Genomic DNA, 18,828 nt, shown 5'->3' with positions numbered 1-18,828 from the left:
TCTCCCTTGACAAAGGAAGAGAAGTTTTTTCGTATAAAGAATAAAGGAGAGTGTAATGAATTTTCAAGTAGAAATAATTGAAAAAATAAAAAATCATAAAAAAAATATTGCAGTCTTAGTCTGTTTATTAATGATAATTGGTATATTTAGTTTTTCTATTGTTAATAGAGGTGAGAAGAAAACAGAGGCCCAATCATTCAGTAAGCTATTGTCAGATCAAAAAGAAAATAATATAGACATCCACACTGAGAAGAATAAGAATAGTACTACAATTATTGAAAAACAAGAAAATCTATCAATAGTTGTTGATGTAAAGGGAGCAGTTAATACGCCAGGAACATATAAGGTTAGTTCGAATTTAAGAGTAAATGACGTGCTTAAATTGGCAGGAGGAATGACTAAAGATGCAGATAATAAGTCGGTTAATTTAGCGCAAAAAATTACTGATGAAATGGTTATTTATGTGGCATCAATTGGAGAAAATATAAATATTATAGATGAACCCACAAAATCAACAAAAAGTAATGGGAGTATAGATGAAAGTAGCAATAAAATTAATATTAATACTGCAGATGCAAATCAGCTACAGACCTTATCGGGAGTTGGAGCAAAGAAGGCTCAAGATATCATAGATTATCGTGAACAAAATGGAGATTTTAAAAAAATTGAAGAATTGCAGAATGTTAGTGGTTTTGGAGCTAAATCAATTGAAAAATTAAAGGAAAATCTAACCGTTGATTAGGAGAAAGTATGAAAGTAAATAAAATATACTTAGTCTATATACTTACATTGATTTATTTCTTGGCTTTCTCTTTTAATATGTTACTTTTTGGTATATTTCTATTTTCAATAATATTGTTTATTAAAAATTTTGGTTTCAAATATATTTTTATATTAATTTTTTTTGGAATATATTTTTCTTTTATCAATTATCAGGAAAGCAAACATTTTGAAAATGCGCCTGGAGAAGTTACACATCTAAAACCTTCAATTGATAGTTTTCAAATAAACGGTGACAGTTTATCTTTTAAAGCGAAAAATGAAGGGGAAAACTACCAAGTATTTTACAAGTTAAAAACTAAGGAGGAGCAAGAATACTTTAAAAACTTATCAGAGAATGTATTACTTGAAGTTGAAGCAACAACGGATATTGCAGAAGGACAAAGAAACGAAAATGGTTTTGATTATCAAAAATATTTAAAGACACAAAATATATATATAGTGGTCAATGTAAATCAAATATATAAAATAAAATCTTTAAAAACTTATAATCCTTTTGATATTCTAAAGAGTCAACGAAGAAAATGCATAAATTACATAAATAATGAAATTCCAAAACCAATGAACAATTATATGTCTGGACTTTTATTTGGTAATATCACCAAAGATTTTTCTGAGATGAGAGATATTTATTCATCATTGGGAATTGTACATCTGTTCTCTTTAAGCGGAATGCATGTAAACTTTTTTATTGAAAGTTTACGGAAGTTGCTACTACGTTTAGGCTTTAGAACAGATCAAACTAATAAATTTATTGTTCCTTTATCTTTTATATATGGTGGCTTAACAGGATTCTCTATTTCAGTTAATAGAAGTTTATTTCAAAAAAATCTTTCAAATTTTGGAATTAAAGGCATAGATAATTTTTCAATTACTGTTATGACCTTTATGCTTATTAAACCTAAATTCTTATTGACAGTAGGTGGAGTACTCTCGTTTTTCTTTTCATTTGTTATTTACATATTGGCAAATAAATTTAAAATAAAAAATCCTTTTTTAGCAAATTTTTTCCAATCATTTCTTTTATCGACAACAGTTTTACCAATACTAATTTATTATTTTTATCAGTTTCAACCATTTTCAATATTTCTAACTACAGTATTCAATATTCTCTTTACTTATTTAATACTTCCGACTTTATTAATAATTTTTATAACAAGTTTATTAACAGGGTATAATTTTGAAATCTTTAATTTTATATTTATAGTATTAGAGCGGATTATTGTTTTTGCTAATGGAATTTTTAAAAATCCTATTGTATTGGGTAAACCGTCACTATTCATTTTGATAATCATGCTTCTTTTATTATTTTTACTTTTCGATTATTTTCCTAGAAAAAATACAATTTATATAATTCCTGCATTCTTTCTTCTATTATTATTAAATAAATGGGATTTATATGGACAAATATCAATGATTGATGTTGGTCAAGGTGATAGTATCTTTCTGCAAGATAAGTTTGACAGGAAAAATGTTCTAATTGATGTTGGGGGAAGGCTTGATATCAATTCTACAGAAAAATGGCGCGAAAGAATATCAAATTCAAATGCAAGCCGTACCGTAATTCCTTATATAAAAAGTCGAGGAGTTGGTAGAATTGATATACTTGTATTGACTCATGCTCATGAAGATCATATGGGGGATCTTTTAGAAGTATCGAAGGAATTTAAAATTAAAGAGATTTGGATAACAGAAGGTGCTCTAAATAGTAAGTCGTTAGTTGAAAAATTGAAGAAAACAAATACAAACGTGAAACTTGTTCATCCAGGAGATAAAATAAATATTTTCAATTCCTATCTTGAGGTAATTAGTTCGCTAAAAAAGGGCGATGGAGGTAATAATGATTCAATAGTTTTATACGGTAATCTATTAAATAAACAATTTCTTTTTACTGGCGATTTGGAAGAAGAGGGGGAAAGAGAAATAGTAAATGAATATTCCAAATTACCAGTCGATGTATTAAAGGTTGGACATCACGGAAGTAGCACAAGTTCCTCAAAAGAATTCATTGAACTTATTAAGCCTAAGTATGCATTAATTTCTTGTGGAACTAATAATAGGTATAAGCATCCCAATAAAGAAACATTAGAAATTTTTGAAAAAAATAATGTAGAAGTGTTTCGCACGGATTTGGATGGACAGATAATATTAAAGAATAAAAAAAGACAACTAAACATTAAAGTAATAAAATAAAAAAGAAAAGAAAGCCTCGTTTTCAGTAAATGAAAAAAATACTTTCAAAAACACTTAAAAACATTTGACAAAAGTCAAAAATAAGACTAGAATTTCATTGTTCAATTGATATAAAGTTCACTTTATGTCAAAAATAAAAGAAAGAGGTTTTAACACATGGTAGGAATAGGTGTAGGTATTGTCGCAGGACTTGCAGCATTAGGAGCAGCAATTGGTAATGGATTGATTGTTTCAAATTACTTACAAGCAGCAGCTCGCCAACCAGAAATGGATGGAAAACTAAGAACTGCAATGTTTATAGGTGCTGGTCTTGTTGAAGGATTAGCCATTATTGCCATCGTTATTGCATTCATGTTGATTGGTAAAGTTTAGAATTTTATTAATCTGATATTGGAGGAATTATATGAATGGTGAAGAAAGAGATCTGATTTTTAATATAGGTCCGATTTACTTTGATGGTACTGTTCTTCTAATGACGATTTTAACATGTACAATTGTATTTGGCTTGGTCTTTTGGGCAAGTCGAAATATGAAATTAAAACCTCAAGGAAAACAAAATGTTTTGGAGTGGGTTGTAGATTTTACAAACGGAATAATAAAGAGTAATGCAGGAGCAGGAGAAGTGAAAAACTTTAGTTTGTTTGCTTTTGTTCTTTTTACTTTTATACTAATATCTAATAATATTGGATTGGTTACTAAAATAGTCACTCCTGGTAGTAACATTAGCCTATGGAAGAGCCCAACAGCTACTCCTGGTGTTACACTGGCACTTGCTATGATGGTAATTCTGTTAAATAATTTTTATGGCGTGGATCGAAAAGGATTCAAAGGTTATTTCAAGGGATTTATAACACCCGTTGTAATGTTGCCACTAAATATTATTGAAGAGTTTACAAACTTCTTAACATTAGGTTTGAGGTTATACGGAAATATTTTTGCGGGAGAAGTTTTATTAGGACTGTTAGCTGGTATGGGAAATTCAAATCCTTATTTATTACCTTTTGCAGTGATTTTAGAAGTACTTTGGACAGCATTTTCTGTATTCATTTCATGTCTACAAGCGTATATTTTTGTGACATTGACAATGGTTTATTTGTCACATAAAATCTCAGAAGAAGAATAGGAGTATAAAGTATGTTTATTTTTTTAGAAGCTGCTAGTGAGAATACTCTTTTCGGAGATGTTATTGTTTCAAGTGGAGCTTTTCTAATTCTCTTGTTGCTCATTAAAAAATTTGCATGGGGAGCCATTACAAATATTTTTGAACAAAGAGCTGAGAAAATATCTAACGATATTGACAATGCTGAGAATGCCAAAAAGAAAGCTGAAGAACTTGCTAAACGACGTCAAGAAGAATTATCTTCTAGTAGACAAGAAGCTAGTAAAATTCTTAAAGATGCAACAGCAACAGCAAATACAAGTAGTGAAAAGATAATTGCGGATGCTCATGAAGAAGTGAAGAATTTAAAAGCTCGTGCTACAGAAGAAATTGCAAGAGAACATGATGATGCTCTTGGAAATGTGAAGGATGAAATTGCCTCTATATCTGTAAAACTTGCTGAAAAACTTATTGGAAACTCACTTGATGAGAAATCTCAATCAGATCTTATTGATTCATATCTTGATAAATTAGGTAATGAGTAGGAGAAACGTATGAGTTTGATTGTATCAAAAAGGTACAGTAAAGCCTTACTTGAAGCTTTTGCTGATGCTGGAAAAACAGATGAATTAGCTGGGGAATCTAAAACATTATTGGAAGTAATCAACCAATCAAATTTGATGAAATTTCTAACAGATGAATCTTATTCAAATAAAGATAAAAAATCTATTATTGATGAACTTGTTAAAAATTCTTCGAGTTTGATGGGAAATTTTTTAGTTTTATTAGTTAAGAATAAGAGAATTTCACAATTAGAGGAAATCCTTCAGCAAACATTATTAGAAATTGAAGATGCGAATGGACGTGCACAAGTAGAAGTAATTTCTGCTATTGCGCTAAGCGAGCATCAACTTGAAAAAATAAAAGAAATTTCTGCACAGAAATTTAATTTGAAGGATGTTGATCTTATTAATGTCATAGACACTACAATTATAGGTGGAATGATAATTAAGAGTCGCGGGAAAATTATTGATTCAAGTATTAAAACACAATTATCAAAATTGTCACAAGAGATTATGTAGGAGGCGGTGAAAAATTTGGCTATTAATGCTAATGAAATCAGCTCGCTCTTAAAAGAGCAAATTGAAAAATTTACTCCAGATTTTTCAGTTGCTGAAACTGGTGTAATTACTTATATTGGTGATGGTATTGCGCGTGCACATGGATTAGAAAATGCAATGAGTGGTGAACTTCTTGAATTTTCTAATGGTTCATATGGTATGGCACAAAATTTAGAATCAACAGATGTAGGTATTATTATCCTAGGAGATTACAGTTCAATCCGTGAAGGTGATACTGTTAAGAGAACTGGGAAAATCATGGAAGTTCCAGTTGGTGAAGCCCTTATTGGACGTGTTGTAAATCCATTAGGTCAACCAATTGATGGAATGGGAGAAATCAAAACCGATAAAACTCGTCCTGTTGAATTTCCTGCACCTGGAGTAATGCAAAGAAAATCTGTTGATAAACCTTTGCAAACAGGTATTAAAGCTATAGATGCTTTAGTTCCAATTGGTCGTGGTCAACGTGAGCTTATAATTGGTGACCGTCAAACGGGTAAAACAAGTATTGCTATTGATACAATTCTTAACCAAAAAGGTAAAGATATGGTATGTATCTATGTTGCAATTGGACAAAAAGAATCTACTGTAAGAAACCAAGTTGAAACATTGAAAAAATATGGTGCACTTGATTATACTATTGTAATGACTGCTGGAGCTAGTCATCCAGCTCCATTGTTATACCTAGCTCCATATGCTGGTGCAGCAATGGGTGAAGAGTTTATGTATAATGGTAAGCATGTTTTAATTGTCTATGATGACTTGACTAAGCAAGCTGTAGCATATCGTGAACTTTCATTATTACTTCGTCGCCCACCAGGTCGTGAAGCATATCCTGGGGATGTATTTTATCTTCATTCTCGCTTATTAGAACGTGCTGCACAGCTATCAGATGAACTTGGTGGTGGAAGCATGACAGCACTTCCATTTATTGAAACTCAAGCAGGAGATATTTCAGGTTATATTGCAACAAATGTAATTTCAATTACCGATGGGCAAATATTCCTTGAAACTGATTTATTCTATTCAGGTATTCGTCCGGCAATTGATGCAGGTTCATCTGTATCTCGTGTTGGTGGAAGTGCACAAATCAAAGCAATGAAAAAAGTTGCAGGTACTCTCCGTCTAGATTTAGCAAGTTATCGTGAGTTAGAAGCATTCACACAGTTTGGTAGTGATTTGGATGCAGCAACGCAAGCCAAATTAAATCGTGGACGTAGAACTATTGAAGTCTTGAAACAACCGCTTCATGAACCACTTACTGTAGAAAAAGAAGTCTTGATTTTATATGCTTTAACTCATGGCTTCCTAGATTCAGTACCAGTGGATAACATTCTTGAATTCCAAGATCAATTGTTCAATTTCTTTGATACTAAACATCCTGAACTATTGAAAACAATTGCTGAAACAGAAGATCTACCAGATCAAAATTTACTTGATGACGCGATTGAAGAATTTAAAAATAGTATTAGTTTATAATAGGAGGGCAGACAATGGGTGCTTCTCTTAATGAAATAAAAACAAAAATTGAATCAACTAGAAAGACAAGTCAGATTACAGGAGCCATGCAGATGGTTTCTGCTGCTAAACTTTCAAAGTCTGAAGAAAGTGCTAGAAACTTTCAACTATATTCAAAAAAGGTTAGAAGTATCACTACTGATTTGTTAGCAAGTGAGAATGTAAGTGATAGTAAAAATCCAATGTTGGTTAGTCGTCCAGTTAAGAGGACTGGATACATTGTAATTACTAGTGATAAAGGATTGGTAGGCGGATATAATTCAACTATACTTCGTACTGTAATGCAAATGCTAACTGATGATCATAAAGATCAAAGTGAGTATGTAATTTTGGCTCTCGGGGGAACTGGTGCAGATTTCTTTAAAGCACGCAATATTGATGTTGCCTATGAGCTTAGAGGATTATCAGATCAACCAAGTTTTGATGAAGTTAGAAACATAGTGTCGAAAGCTGTTGGAATGTATCAAAATGAGGTTTTTGACGAATTATATGTTTGTTATAATCACCATGTAAACTCTATTACAAGTCAAGTTCGAGTTGAAAAGATGTTACCAATTGTTGATATTGATAATGAAGAAGCTAATAGTTATCATGCAACTTTTGAACTAGAACCAGATAGAGAATCAATTCTAGAAACATTGCTTCCACAATATGCTGAAAGCATGATTTATGGTTCTATTATCGATGCAAAAACTGCTGAGCATGCTGCTGGTATGACTGCTATGAAAACTGCAACTGATAATGCTAAAAATGTAATTGACGAACTTACTATTCAATATAATAGAGCTCGCCAATCAAGAATAACTCAAGAAATTATTGAGGTTGTTACCGGAGCTGCTGCTCTAGATTAAATTGATTATTATCCAAACTCCAAATTTACAAGAGGAGGAAAAATAAAATGAGTTCTGGGAAAATTTCGCAGGTAATAGGACCCGTTGTAGACGTAGAGTTTACTTCAGTTGCTGATTTACCTGACATTAATAATGCCTTAGTTGTTTATCGAGACAACAATGGCGAAAAACAAAAAATAGTTCTTGAAGTTGCTTTGGAACTTGGTGATAATTCAGTAAGAACTATCGCTATGGAGTCAACTGATGGACTTACTCGAGGATTAGAAGTTGTAGATACTGGTAAACCCATTAGTGTTCCAGTAGGTAATGAAACTTTAGGTCGTGTATTTAATGTTCTTGGAGACACAATTGACCTTGAAGGTGATCTATCTGATGTTGAACGTGATCCAATTCATAAAAATGCACCTGCATTTGATGAATTATCTACATCAAATGACATTTTGGAAACAGGTATTAAAGTCATTGACCTTCTTGCACCGTATTTAAAAGGTGGGAAAGTTGGATTATTTGGTGGTGCCGGAGTAGGTAAAACGGTTTTAATTCAAGAACTGATTCATAACATTGCTCAAGAACACGGTGGTATTTCAGTTTTTACTGGCGTTGGTGAGCGTACTCGTGAAGGTAATGACCTATATAACGAAATGAAAGAATCAGGCGTTATAGAAAAGACAGCCATGGTTTTTGGGCAGATGAATGAGCCACCAGGTGCACGTATGCGAGTTGCACTTACTGGTCTTACAATCGCTGAATATTTCCGTGATGTACAAGGACAAGATGTTCTACTGTTTATTGACAACATATTCCGTTTCACACAAGCTGGTTCGGAAGTATCAGCCCTATTGGGACGTATGCCTTCAGCGGTAGGTTATCAACCAACCCTTGCTACTGAAATGGGACAATTACAAGAACGTATTACGTCAACTAAAAAAGGTTCTGTAACTTCTATTCAAGCTATCTATGTACCAGCAGATGACTATACTGACCCAGCGCCGGCTACAGCTTTTGCTCACTTAGATTCAACAACAAACCTTGAACGTCGATTAACTCAAATGGGTATTTACCCAGCAGTTGATCCACTTGCCTCAACATCACGTGCACTTGCACCTGAAATTGTTGGTAAAGAACACTATGAAGTTGCAACAGAGGTACAAAGAGTTCTTCAAAGATATAGAGAACTACAAGATATTATTGCAATTCTTGGTATGGATGAACTTTCTGATGATGAAAAAACATTGGTAGGTCGTGCAAGAAGGATTCAATTCTTCTTAAGCCAGAATTTTAATGTTGCTGAGCAGTTTACCGGTCAACCGGGATCATATGTTCCTGTAAAGGATACTGTTAAAGGATTTAGAGATATCCTTGATGGTAAATATGATGATATCCCTGAAGAAGCATTCCGTGGCGTAGGACCAATTGAAGATGTAATTGAAAAAGCAAAAACTCTTCAAGTTTAGCCTACTTTTGAAATAAAATGAGGTGAATTCATGGACTACATGACAGTACAGGTTATAACTCCTGCAGGGATTATATATGATCACCACGCTTCTTTTGTGCTACTATGCACTGAATCGGGTGAAATGGGTATTTATCCTAAGCACGTTCCAATTATTGCGCCATTAAAAATTGAAGAAGTCAAAGTTAGAAGAATTGATGATGATTCTCACGTAGACTGGGTTGCAGTAAATGGTGGTATAGTAGAAGTAAATGATAATCAAGTTAATATTATAGCTGATACTGCTGAACGTGAAAGAGACATAGATACAAGTAGAGCTCAAAGAGCCAAACTTAGAGCTGAGAAAGAACTTGAGGCTGCTAAGGCTGAAAGAAATATTAATGCTGAAAAACGAGCGGAAGTTGCATTACACAGAGCACTTAACCGTATAAATGTTTCAAGTCACTTAGGTCAATAAAAAAGAGTTTGATGGAATTTATCCGTCAATCTCTTTTTTTATTTTGGAAAAATAATGGTTATTTTAGTACCTAAATCTAACTTACTAATCATAGAGATTCTTGCATTTAAATATTTTGCATTATGTTTTACAATTGCTAGTCCTAGACCTGTTCCATTGGTTGTAGTAGATCTTGCTTCATCTACACGGTAGAATCTTTCAAATATTCGCTCTTGATCGACAATAGATATACCAATTCCATTGTCTTTTACTGTTAAATACACATTATCATTATCGTCATTAAGAGAAATATATATTCTTCCATTATTTTTGGTATAAAAAATTGCATTTTCAATAATATTTTTAGCAATACCATAAAATAAATCATAATTAGTGAGAAAATAAATATTTCTAAGTCTCTTATCAATGTGAAGTTTTTTTTCTTCAATTTGAAAATAGAATTTGGATAATATATCGTCAACTACTTCATTAGCTTGAACTTCGGTCTTTTGAATTTTAATATTATTTTTGGTTAATTTAAGTGTATCATTTACAAGGTTTTCTAATCGTTCAGCTTCTTTTTTTATTATCAAGCTAAATTCATGAACTTGTTTTTGAGAGATATTATGAGTTGTTATTGCATCTGAAAATCCAATAATTGATGTTAACGGTGTCTTGAGTTCATGAGAAACATTTGCAATAAAATTATCTTGACTTATTTTTGCTTTTATTGGTTCAGAAACATCTAACATACTAACTATGTAATTTCCGTGCAGATTATCAATATTTGAAATTTTAACTTGAAAATACTTGTCAATGTCTTCAAAATAAAATTCACCTTGTATATCATTCGAGTCTACTAGATTACTTACTAAAAAGTTTAAAAATTCTATTTGATTTTTGAAGTAACTTATATTTGTTGCGTGAGGGAATTCTAATTTAAATGACCCATTAGATGTTATAAGACTTCCTTGGTCATCGTAAATAAAAACCGGAAAATCTAAGGTATTGATAAGTTTAAGAATATTATCTATTTGTTGGTTCTTATCATTTAAAATAGCATAGACCTGTGAACTATAATTGTTAACACTATCGAGAATAGGATCACTCTGACTATCAACTCTAAGTTCTTGATAAGGATTTTTATGAAACCTTGCAATAATTTTATTAATCTCTGATATTTCCCTATCATTTGAAGATTTATTATTGAGATAGTAAAAGAGAATAAACAAATATATTACAGCTGAATATATAAAGATTAACTCAAATATAGAGGGATTTACATTTAGTTTTTCTCCTATCCGAATCACTTCTTTTGTTTTTCCATTTACAGTTAATGGTGTTGATACATATAGATTTCCATCAATTATTGCATTTGAATGTGCGCTACCTTTAAATACATTTTGGACATCTTCTGGTACTTTATTATCATCAGTAAAAATTTGTAACTCAGTATATGTAGAACGTGTTCGATTTCCATCCTTAATTTCTTGAACAATTTGATCAAGTTTTTTTTCTAATGATGAAATTTCGGAATTTAAGAGCGAAGTAGTAATACTTTTTGTCAATAAAATAGTTGTACAAATATATACGATTGAAAAAATTATAAATTTAAAATGTTTTTTCATATTTTATATTGTCTAGTCCTCATTTCCTTTGAATACATATCCAAACCCCCTTTTTGTTTTAATATATTCAGGATTCTTAGGGTCAACTTCTATTTTTTCTCTTAGTTTTGACATATGAACTTCAACGATTCTTGTATATCCTAAATCAGTTGAATCACCCCAGAACTTTTCCAGGACTTCAGCTCTAGATACGGGAGTATTTTGATTAGCAATTAAATATGATAATAATTCAAACTCCCTTTTTGTTAATAAAATTTCCTTGTTAGCTATAAAAACTTGTTTTTTATTAAAATCAACTTTTAAATCATCAATTGTAAATATTTTACTTTGAGACTGTTTATAGTTTTTACTTCTCCTAATTAGTGATTTAATGCGTGTAATTATTTCGACAGTTGAGAATGGTTTATACATATAGTCATCGGCGCCACCTTCAAGGCCTTTAATCATCGTATCAGCATCGTCTTTAGCTGTTAATATAAGTATTGGTGTAAAGATACTCTTTTGTCGGAGCTTTTGGCTCACCTCTATTCCAGTATATCCGGGCATCATTAAATCAAGTACAATAGCATCAAATGCATCTGTTTTAGCTAATTCATAAGCCATTTTTCCATCCTCGACAGTAATAACCTCAAAATTTTCTTGAGTAAAACTAAATTCTAAGAGAAAACGAATTGATTTATCATCATCGGCAATTAATATTTTTTTCATACCTTGATTTTAGCAGAAATAATAGTAAAAAGAAATTTGTCACAAGCTATTATTCTTGAAATTTACATAAAATTTACCTTTTATTTATATTAGGTTTACACACAAGAATTAGAGTATAGTGTAGAATAATCAATGTACTAAATAACATAAATTAATTGATTTTTAGGAGAAAAAATGAAAAAACAAGTTAAAGTAGCTACACTTATGACAGCATCTGTTCTTACATTAGCAGCATGTGGTGGAAATAAAGATAACAGCTCAACTGATACAAGCAAAAAAACTAGTGACCAAATTAAATTAACTGTTGCGGGATCTACTGCTTTACAACCTTTAGTGGAAGCAAACGTTGACTCGTTTACATCTGAGAATGCAGGAGCTACTGTTACTGTTCAGGGTGGTGGTTCTGGATTTGGACTTTCAAATGTTCAAAGTGGGGCAATTCAAATTGGTAATTCAGATCTATTTGCTGAGGAAAAAGATGGAATTGATGCGTCAGCACTTGTTGACTATAAAGTTGCAGTAGTGGGTATCACACCAATTTCTCATGCCGATACTGGGGTTAAGGATTTAACAACGGATCAATTAAAAGATATCTTTACAGGTAAAGTTACAAATTGGAAAGATCTCGGAGGAAAAGATCAATCGATTGTTGTAATTAATCGTGCAGAAGGTTCAGGAACTCGATTCAACTTTGAGAAATATGGTCTTGGAGATGGTGTTAAGGTTATTAAATCTCAAGAGCAAGATTCATCAGGAACAGCAGTTAAGATGGTTGAACAGACCCCAGGTGCAATTTCGTATGTTGCTCTATCAAATATTAAGAGTGCAAAAGTAACTCCAATCTCAATTGATAAAATTGAACCTTCTCAAGAAAATATTGAAAAGAATGAATGGAAAATTTGGGCATATGAACATATGTATACTTTGAAATCTAAAGAGACAGATGCTGAAAAGAATTTTATTAAATATGTCACTGATAACCATGACTCAATTAAAAAACTTGGATACATCCCAATGGAAGGTATGAAAGTTGAGCGTCATGCAGACGGTAAGGTTTCAAATAAATAAAAAGTTCTAAAAATATTTTCAAGCTTTATAAACTTCAAATGAAAATTATTGGAGACAAGGACATTTATTGTCCTTTTTTCCATAAATATATGTCTTATCTGTTATTTTTTGGTAAAATATGATTGAAGTCTAAAAAAATGGAGATATTATGAACAAAAAACTTGTAACTTTATGTAGCCTTTTAGGAGTTGCATTTCTCTTAACAGGTTGTGCAAAGTGGATTGACAAAGGTGAATCAATTACAGCAGTTGGCTCTAGTGCGTTGCAACCACTTGTAGAGACAGCATCAGAATCATTTTCACAAAAGAACCCTGGAAGATTTATTAATGTCCAAGGTGGTGGTTCGGGAACTGGATTATCTCAGGTTCAAGCTGGGGCAGTAGAAATCGGTAATTCCGATTTGTTCGCTGAGGAAAAAAAAGGTGTTGATGCATCTAAACTAACTGATCACAAAGTAGCAGTTGTAGGAATTGCTCCTATTGTTAATAAAAACATTAAGGTTGATAACCTTACTGTTGAACAATTGAGAAAAATTTTTACTGGTGAAATTACTAACTGGAAAGAAGTCGGTGGTAGTGATCAAAAAATTGTTTTAATTAACCGTGCAACAGGAAGTGGTACCAGAGCAACTTTTGAACGTTGGGTAATGGATGGGAAATCTACAAAAGCTAGCCAAGAACAAGACTCATCTGGAATGACAAAACAAATTGTTTCTCAAACACCTGGAGCAATTAGCTACCTTGCATTTTCAAACATTGATAAATCAGTTAAAGCATTAAATCTAAATGATTACGAACCTAATGATGAAAATATAACAGTGAACAAATGGCCAATTTGGGCATATGAACATATGTATACTAAAGGTGAACCAACAAGTTTGACAAAAGAATTCTTGGAGTACATTTTAAGTGATGATATTCAAGGTTCAGTAGTTGAAAAAATGGGTTATATTCCAATTACAGCTATGAAAGTAGAACGTGATGTAGAAGGTAATATAACAAATAAATAATTTTACTTTATAAATATTAAGGAATATTATGGAAAATACAAAAATTCAAGAAAAATTACTATCAAAGTCGAAAAATTCTCGACTTGAAAAATTTGGTAGAGGTATAACATTTGTTTGTATCTCTCTAATAGTTTTTGTCGTAGCAATGATTTTCTTCTTTGTTGCTCAAAAAGGACTATCAACATTTTTTGTTGATAAAATTAATCCATTTAAATTTTTATTTGGGACAACTTGGAATCCTAGTGAATTGGGACCTGATGGTAAACCAATGGTTGGTGCATTACCAATGATTACAGGTAGTTTAGTTGTTACAATTTTATCTGCATTATTAGCGACACCATTTGCTATTGGAGCTGCTATATTTATGACAGAAATTTCACCTAAAAGAGGGGCAAAAATTCTTCAACCAGTTATTGAGTTGCTAGTTGGTATTCCTTCAGTAGTGTATGGCTTTGTAGGTCTTGCTGTTGTCGTGCCAGCAATTCGTTCAACTTTTGGAGGTACTGGTTTTGGTATTCTATCAGGTGTATTTGTACTTTTTGTTATGATACTCCCTACAGTTACTAGTATGACTGTTGATTCAATGAAGGCAGTGCCAAGACACTATAAAGAAGCATCACTTGGATTAGGTGCCACAAGATGGCAAACTATTTCCAGAGTGCTATTAAAAGCGGCAATGCCAGGAATACTTACAGCAGTAGTTTTTGGTATGGCACGTGCCTTTGGTGAGGCGTTAGCAATCCAAATGGTTGTGGGTAATGCCGCGATTATGCCGAAAAGTTTAACAACACCAGCAAGTACATTAACAAGCGTACTTACTCAAGGAATTGGTAATACAATCATGGGTACTGTTCAAAATAATGTTCTTTGGTCACTTGCACTGATACTTTTAGCAATGTCACTAGTCTTTAATATAGTAATGAGACTTATTGCTAAACGTGGACAATTTTAAGACGAAAGATTTATAGGAGATAAAAAAGTGAATCCTAAAAAAGCAGATAAGATTGCAACAGGAGTTTTGTATGCAATCTCAGGAATAATTGTATTAATTTTATCAGCCCTTTTACTTTACATTTTAGTAAGAGGATTACCACATGTTAGTTGGAGTTTCCTCACAAGTCCTGCAAAAGCCTATGAAGAGGGCGGAGGTATTGGTATCCAACTATTTAACAGTATATTTTTACTTATTGTTACAATGATTATTTCTTTTCCATTATCACTTGGAGCAGGTATTTATCTATCTGAATATGCAAATCAAAAAAGTAAATTGACTGGACTAGTAAGAACTTCAATTGAGATTCTAAGTTCATTACCATCAGTTGTAGTTGGTCTGTTTGGCTTCTTGATTTTTGTTATTCAATTTGGATATGGTTTCTCAATAATTTCAGGTGCATTGGCACTTACTGTTTTCAATCTACCGTTGATGACAAGAAATGTTGAGGAAAGTTTAAAAGCAGTACACCATACTCAACGTGAAGCAGGGCTTGCACTTGGATTATCACGTTGGGAAACGGTTCTTCATGTAATAATTCCAGAAGCATTACCAGGTATTATCACAGGTGTTGTTTTAGCAAGTGGTCGTATTTTTGGTGAGGCAGCTGCCCTTATCTATACTGCGGGACAATCTGCACCAGCACTCGATTGGTCAAACTGGAATCCTCTTTCAGTAGCAAGTCCAATAAGTATTTTCCGTCAGGCTGAAACACTTGCTGTCCATATTTGGAAAGTAAATAGTGAAGGAACAGTTCCTGATGGGGCTGCAGTTTCTGCTGGAGCAAGTGCTGTACTAGTATTATTTGTATTATTATTTAATTTTTCTGCTCGTTTTATTGGTAAAAAATTACATAATAAACTTACATCTGCGGGGTAAAAAATGGCTGATTATAATTGGAATGACCGTCACATTATAACTTTTGACGATGAAAAAGTAGCATTATCAACTAAAGATTTAAAAGTATTTTATGGAGATTTTGAATCTATACATGGTATTGATATGCAATTTGAAAAGAACAAAATAACTGCTTTAATTGGACCTTCAGGGTCAGGGAAGTCAACGTACTTACGCAGTTTAAATAGAATGAACGATACTATTGATATTGCCAAGGTAACTGGTGAAATTAATTATGAAGGTGTGAACATCAACGATGCAAATGTAAATGTTTACGAAGCCAGAAAATGTATTGGTATGGTTTTTCAAAGACCAAATCCATTTTCTAAATCAATTTATAGAAATATTACTTTTGCACTTGAGCGTGCAGGAGTGAAAGATAAAAAAGTTCTTGATGAAGTTGTAGAAACATCTCTTAAGCAAGCAGCATTATGGGATCAAGTTAAAGATGATCTTAATAAATCAGCGCTTGCTTTATCAGGTGGACAACAACAACGTCTATGTATTGCGCGTGCAATAGCTGTTAAACCTGATATTTTATTAATGGATGAACCAGCTAGTGCACTTGACCCAATCTCTACAATGCAGATTGAAGAGACTATGGCTGACTTGAAAAAAGATTATACGATTATCATTGTAACTCATAATATGCAACAGGCAGCACGTTCAAGTGATTACACTGGATTTATGTATTCAGGGGACCTAATTGAATATGATAAAACAAGTAAAATCTTCACAAATCCTGAGCTAAGATCTACAGGCGACTATGTTTCAGGACATTTTGGATAGGAGCGTGTAATGGCTGAACCAATTTTAAATGTAAAAGACTTTTCCCTATATTATGGGAAGAAAAAATCAATCAAAGAAATCTCAATGGATTTTTATCCCAATGAAATAACTTCATTAATTGGACCTTCGGGATCCGGTAAATCGACTCTTCTTCGTTCAATTAACAGAATGAATGATTTAGTTCCAGGTGTCACAACTACAGGTACAATTACCTACAAAGACCGTAATATATATGGTCCTAGAATGGATACAGTAGAGCTTAGAAAAGATATTGGTATGGTTTTCCAACAACCAAATCCTTTTCCGTTTTCAATTTATGAGAATGTTGTCTATGGTTTACGACTTAAGGGCGAAAAAGACAAGGCAGTTCTTGATGAGGCGGTCGAAAATAGTTTGAAAGCTGCTAATATTTGGGATGAAGTGAAAGACATTTTGCATAAATCTGCTTTGGGTCTTTCAGGTGGACAACAACAACGTGTATGTATTGCACGCGTATTAGCTGTTAATCCTGATATTTTACTTTTAGATGAACCAACTAGTGCATTGGATCCAATTTCATCAGACAAAATTGAATCAATGTTGCTTGAGCTGAAAGAAAAGTATACAATATTAATTGTTACACACAGTATGCAACAAGCTAGCCGTATTTCAGATAAAACGGCCTTCTTTCTTGATGGAGAATTGATTGAATATGATAAGACTAAGTCTATATTCTTAAATCCTAAAGATCAAAGAACAGAAGATTATGTATCTGGTAAGTTTGGATAATTAAAATATTTAATATAAAGAAAGGATATACTAATATGTTAAGATCTCAATTTGAAGATGAGCTGAATAAATTACATAACCAATTTTATTCAATGGGGACTCAAGTGAGTGCTCAATTAAATAAAGCAGTTCGTGCTTTTGTCAGTCATGATAAAGAGTTAGCAGAAGAAGTTATTGCTTCTGATGAAGAAATAAATTACCTTGAAACAAAGTTAGAAACTAAATCACTTGAAATGATTGCATTACAACAACCAGTATCACATGACTTAAGGACTATTATTACAGTTTTAAAAGCTTCAAGTGACCTTGAAAGAATGGGGGACCACGCTGTATCTATTGCACAAGCTGCAATAAATTTAAAAGGTGAGGAACGTATTCCAAGTGTTGAAGAAGATATTACTATCATGGGAGAAAAGGTTAAAAATATTGTTGATGCTTCATTAAATGCATATATGCAAGGAGATGAAGTACGTGCCCGTGAGATTGCTACTTGGGATAATGATATTAACTTGATGTTTTCTGAAATTCAAAACAAAGTTTTAGAAGGTATGAAAGACAATACTGATACTATCCATACTGGTAAAGAATATCTAATGACTTTAACTTACTTAGAGCGTATAGGGGACTATGCTAAAAATCTCTGTGAATGGATTGTATACCTTAAAACAGGTAAAATTGTTGAATTATAGAGGAATTAATCTTGTCTCCTAAGAGAAAGTATTATTTTTCTTGGAAAAAATAAAATTATTTATACTACTACTAAAAACATGTCTTTAGTGGTAGTTTTTTTGTCTTAAAGTACATTTTTGCCTCCTTAATGATTTGAAAATATAAATCCAAGATATAATCAAATGATATTCAAAGATATTTCATATACTAGAGAAAATAAAGGAGGATTTTAGTATATGGAATATGAGTTTAATAAAAATTTAGAAAATACATTTCAAAAAATAATACCAATAATTGTTAACGAGATGAAGAGAGTAAGAATAACCATTTGGGAAAAAGAAGATTACTATCAAGAAGGAAGGATAATTCTATCTAAGTTACTAAGAGAAGAACTCGATGACTTAACATTATTTAAATACTTTAAAACAAAATATAATCAGCATTTAACCGATACATATAGAATGCAAGAAGCAGGAAAGAGAAAGTTTAACGAGCAAGCATATCTAGACATTTATGAATATGGAGATATAGTAAGTAATAATAATAATAATCTAAGAATATGTGAACAAGTATCCGCCAATGTAACTTTAGAAAATTATATAGGTGGATTAAAAGAAAAAGAGTTCCAATTAGTTTTGAAGTTATTAAGAGGTGAACAGTGTGAACCAAATGCTAAAAGCAGATTAAAAAAGAAAATAAAAAAATTTTTACAAGAGAAATAAATAAAAAATACGAACTATAAAAATATCGAGTTGAACAAATTTGATATATAGTTCGTATTTTATTTTAAAATTACCTCAATGTTTAAATTGTAAAAAGTAAAAATCGAACTAAGTAGTATTGAGAAGTG

General features: G+C 32.1%; 20 protein-coding genes. 18 read left to right on the top strand and 2 right to left on the bottom strand.

Annotated features, from left to right (window positions below):
• Positions 1 to 55: 55 nt before the first annotated feature.
• The 10 genes from BG262_RS02370 to BG262_RS02325 all read left to right on the top strand — a co-directional run bounded on the left by BG262_RS02370 (position 56) and on the right by BG262_RS02325 (position 9,472).
• Positions 56 to 742 (top strand): helix-hairpin-helix domain-containing protein, encoded by a 687-nt coding sequence (locus BG262_RS02370; protein ID WP_070787300.1) that lies wholly within the window; start codon positions 56 to 58, stop codon positions 740 to 742.
• Positions 743 to 750: 8 nt separating this feature from the next.
• Entirely contained in the window at positions 751 to 2,973 is a 2,223-nt protein-coding gene (locus BG262_RS02365) for a DNA internalization-related competence protein ComEC/Rec2 (protein ID WP_070787299.1), read from the top strand.
• 156 nt (positions 2,974 to 3,129) lie between these two features.
• On the top strand, positions 3,130 to 3,345 hold the full coding sequence (gene atpE / locus BG262_RS02360) for a F0F1 ATP synthase subunit C (RefSeq protein ID WP_070787298.1): 216 nt from the start codon (positions 3,130 to 3,132) through the stop codon (positions 3,343 to 3,345).
• Between the two features lie 31 nt (positions 3,346 to 3,376).
• A complete protein-coding gene (gene atpB / locus BG262_RS02355) occupies positions 3,377 to 4,096 on the top strand; it encodes a F0F1 ATP synthase subunit A (protein WP_070787297.1) in 720 nt (239 codons plus the stop codon).
• Positions 4,097 to 4,107: 11 nt separating this feature from the next.
• Positions 4,108 to 4,617, top strand: coding sequence for a F0F1 ATP synthase subunit B (atpF, locus tag BG262_RS02350; protein ID WP_070787296.1), 510 nt, complete (start codon positions 4,108 to 4,110; stop codon positions 4,615 to 4,617).
• Positions 4,618 to 4,626: 9 nt separating this feature from the next.
• The gene (locus BG262_RS02345) at positions 4,627 to 5,154 is read left to right on the top strand and encodes a F0F1 ATP synthase subunit delta (RefSeq protein WP_070787295.1); all 528 of its coding nucleotides are present in this window, start codon (positions 4,627 to 4,629) and stop codon (positions 5,152 to 5,154) included.
• Positions 5,155 to 5,169: 15 nt separating this feature from the next.
• Complete coding sequence (gene atpA / locus BG262_RS02340; protein WP_070787294.1) at positions 5,170 to 6,672, top strand: F0F1 ATP synthase subunit alpha; 1,503 nt, start codon at positions 5,170 to 5,172, stop codon at positions 6,670 to 6,672.
• Between the two features lie 14 nt (positions 6,673 to 6,686).
• Positions 6,687 to 7,562: a F0F1 ATP synthase subunit gamma gene (locus BG262_RS02335; protein ID WP_070787293.1), complete on the top strand. Its 876-nt coding sequence runs from the start codon at positions 6,687 to 6,689 to the stop codon at positions 7,560 to 7,562.
• A 47-nt stretch (positions 7,563 to 7,609) separates the two neighbouring features.
• Positions 7,610 to 9,016, top strand: a complete 1,407-nt coding sequence (gene atpD, locus BG262_RS02330; RefSeq protein ID WP_070787292.1) for a F0F1 ATP synthase subunit beta — start codon at positions 7,610 to 7,612, stop codon at positions 9,014 to 9,016.
• A gap of 30 nt (positions 9,017 to 9,046) precedes the next feature.
• The gene (locus tag BG262_RS02325) at positions 9,047 to 9,472 is read left to right on the top strand and encodes a F0F1 ATP synthase subunit epsilon (RefSeq protein WP_070787291.1); all 426 of its coding nucleotides are present in this window, start codon (positions 9,047 to 9,049) and stop codon (positions 9,470 to 9,472) included.
• A 38-nt stretch (positions 9,473 to 9,510) separates the two neighbouring features.
• Here the strand turns inward: BG262_RS02325 and BG262_RS02320 are convergent, their stop codons facing one another.
• A complete protein-coding gene (locus BG262_RS02320; RefSeq protein ID WP_158006630.1) occupies positions 9,511 to 11,019 on the bottom strand; it encodes a sensor histidine kinase in 1,509 nt (502 codons plus the stop codon).
• Positions 11,020 to 11,091: 72 nt separating this feature from the next.
• On the bottom strand, positions 11,092 to 11,787 hold the full coding sequence (locus BG262_RS02315; protein WP_070787289.1) for a response regulator transcription factor: 696 nt from the start codon (positions 11,785 to 11,787) through the stop codon (positions 11,092 to 11,094).
• A gap of 174 nt (positions 11,788 to 11,961) precedes the next feature.
• Between BG262_RS02315 and BG262_RS02310 the strand changes: the two genes are divergently transcribed.
• The 8 genes from BG262_RS02310 to BG262_RS02275 all read left to right on the top strand — a co-directional run bounded on the left by BG262_RS02310 (position 11,962) and on the right by BG262_RS02275 (position 18,700).
• Positions 11,962 to 12,855 (top strand): phosphate ABC transporter substrate-binding protein, encoded by an 894-nt coding sequence (locus BG262_RS02310; protein WP_070787288.1) that lies wholly within the window; start codon positions 11,962 to 11,964, stop codon positions 12,853 to 12,855.
• A 148-nt stretch (positions 12,856 to 13,003) separates the two neighbouring features.
• Positions 13,004 to 13,864 (top strand): phosphate ABC transporter substrate-binding protein PstS, encoded by an 861-nt coding sequence (locus tag BG262_RS02305; RefSeq protein WP_070787287.1) that lies wholly within the window; start codon positions 13,004 to 13,006, stop codon positions 13,862 to 13,864.
• Positions 13,865 to 13,892: 28 nt separating this feature from the next.
• Positions 13,893 to 14,816, top strand: coding sequence for a phosphate ABC transporter permease subunit PstC (pstC, locus tag BG262_RS02300; protein WP_070787286.1), 924 nt, complete (start codon positions 13,893 to 13,895; stop codon positions 14,814 to 14,816).
• Positions 14,817 to 14,843: 27 nt separating this feature from the next.
• Positions 14,844 to 15,734 carry a phosphate ABC transporter permease PstA gene (pstA, locus tag BG262_RS02295; RefSeq protein WP_070787285.1) on the top strand — a complete coding sequence of 297 codons (891 nt, stop codon included), beginning with the start codon at positions 14,844 to 14,846 and terminating at the stop codon, positions 15,732 to 15,734.
• A gap of 3 nt (positions 15,735 to 15,737) precedes the next feature.
• A complete protein-coding gene (gene pstB, locus BG262_RS02290; protein ID WP_070787284.1) occupies positions 15,738 to 16,541 on the top strand; it encodes a phosphate ABC transporter ATP-binding protein PstB in 804 nt (267 codons plus the stop codon).
• Between the two features lie 9 nt (positions 16,542 to 16,550).
• A complete protein-coding gene (gene pstB / locus BG262_RS02285) occupies positions 16,551 to 17,309 on the top strand; it encodes a phosphate ABC transporter ATP-binding protein PstB (protein ID WP_070787283.1) in 759 nt (252 codons plus the stop codon).
• Positions 17,310 to 17,344: 35 nt separating this feature from the next.
• Positions 17,345 to 17,998, top strand: a complete 654-nt coding sequence (gene phoU, locus BG262_RS02280; protein WP_070787282.1) for a phosphate signaling complex protein PhoU — start codon at positions 17,345 to 17,347, stop codon at positions 17,996 to 17,998.
• Between the two features lie 216 nt (positions 17,999 to 18,214).
• Positions 18,215 to 18,700: a hypothetical protein gene (locus BG262_RS02275; protein ID WP_070787281.1), complete on the top strand. Its 486-nt coding sequence runs from the start codon at positions 18,215 to 18,217 to the stop codon at positions 18,698 to 18,700.
• The last annotated feature ends 128 nt before the right edge of the window (positions 18,701 to 18,828 follow it).

The organism is Floricoccus penangensis (genome assembly GCF_001832885.1).
Lineage (GTDB): Bacteria > Bacillota > Bacilli > Lactobacillales > Streptococcaceae > Floricoccus > Floricoccus penangensis.
This window is presented reverse-complemented; position numbering and strand designations above follow the sequence as displayed.

Excerpts from the sequence above, each read along its gene's own strand:
- BG262_RS02335 (WP_070787293.1), top strand. The coding sequence starts at position 6,687 with ATGGGTGCTTCTCTTAATGAAATAAAAACAAAAATTGAATCAACTAGA.
- BG262_RS02345 (WP_070787295.1), top strand. The coding sequence starts at position 4,627 with ATGAGTTTGATTGTATCAAAAAGGTACAGTAAAGCCTTACTTGAAGCT.
- BG262_RS02315 (WP_070787289.1), bottom strand. The coding sequence starts at position 11,787 with ATGAAAAAAATATTAATTGCCGATGATGATAAATCAATTCGTTTTCTC.
- atpF (WP_070787296.1), top strand. The coding sequence starts at position 4,108 with ATGTTTATTTTTTTAGAAGCTGCTAGTGAGAATACTCTTTTCGGAGAT.
- pstB (WP_070787284.1), top strand. The coding sequence starts at position 15,738 with ATGGCTGATTATAATTGGAATGACCGTCACATTATAACTTTTGACGAT.
- atpE (WP_070787298.1), top strand. The coding sequence starts at position 3,130 with ATGGTAGGAATAGGTGTAGGTATTGTCGCAGGACTTGCAGCATTAGGA.
- atpB (WP_070787297.1), top strand. The coding sequence starts at position 3,377 with ATGAATGGTGAAGAAAGAGATCTGATTTTTAATATAGGTCCGATTTAC.
- pstC (WP_070787286.1), top strand. The coding sequence starts at position 13,893 with ATGGAAAATACAAAAATTCAAGAAAAATTACTATCAAAGTCGAAAAAT.
- phoU (WP_070787282.1), top strand. The coding sequence starts at position 17,345 with ATGTTAAGATCTCAATTTGAAGATGAGCTGAATAAATTACATAACCAA.
- BG262_RS02310 (WP_070787288.1), top strand. The coding sequence starts at position 11,962 with ATGAAAAAACAAGTTAAAGTAGCTACACTTATGACAGCATCTGTTCTT.
- BG262_RS02325 (WP_070787291.1), top strand. The coding sequence starts at position 9,047 with ATGGACTACATGACAGTACAGGTTATAACTCCTGCAGGGATTATATAT.
- BG262_RS02305 (WP_070787287.1), top strand. The coding sequence starts at position 13,004 with ATGAACAAAAAACTTGTAACTTTATGTAGCCTTTTAGGAGTTGCATTT.
- pstB (WP_070787283.1), top strand. The coding sequence starts at position 16,551 with ATGGCTGAACCAATTTTAAATGTAAAAGACTTTTCCCTATATTATGGG.
- BG262_RS02370 (WP_070787300.1), top strand. The coding sequence starts at position 56 with ATGAATTTTCAAGTAGAAATAATTGAAAAAATAAAAAATCATAAAAAA.
- atpD (WP_070787292.1), top strand. The coding sequence starts at position 7,610 with ATGAGTTCTGGGAAAATTTCGCAGGTAATAGGACCCGTTGTAGACGTA.
- BG262_RS02365 (WP_070787299.1), top strand. The coding sequence starts at position 751 with ATGAAAGTAAATAAAATATACTTAGTCTATATACTTACATTGATTTAT.
- BG262_RS02275 (WP_070787281.1), top strand. The coding sequence starts at position 18,215 with ATGGAATATGAGTTTAATAAAAATTTAGAAAATACATTTCAAAAAATA.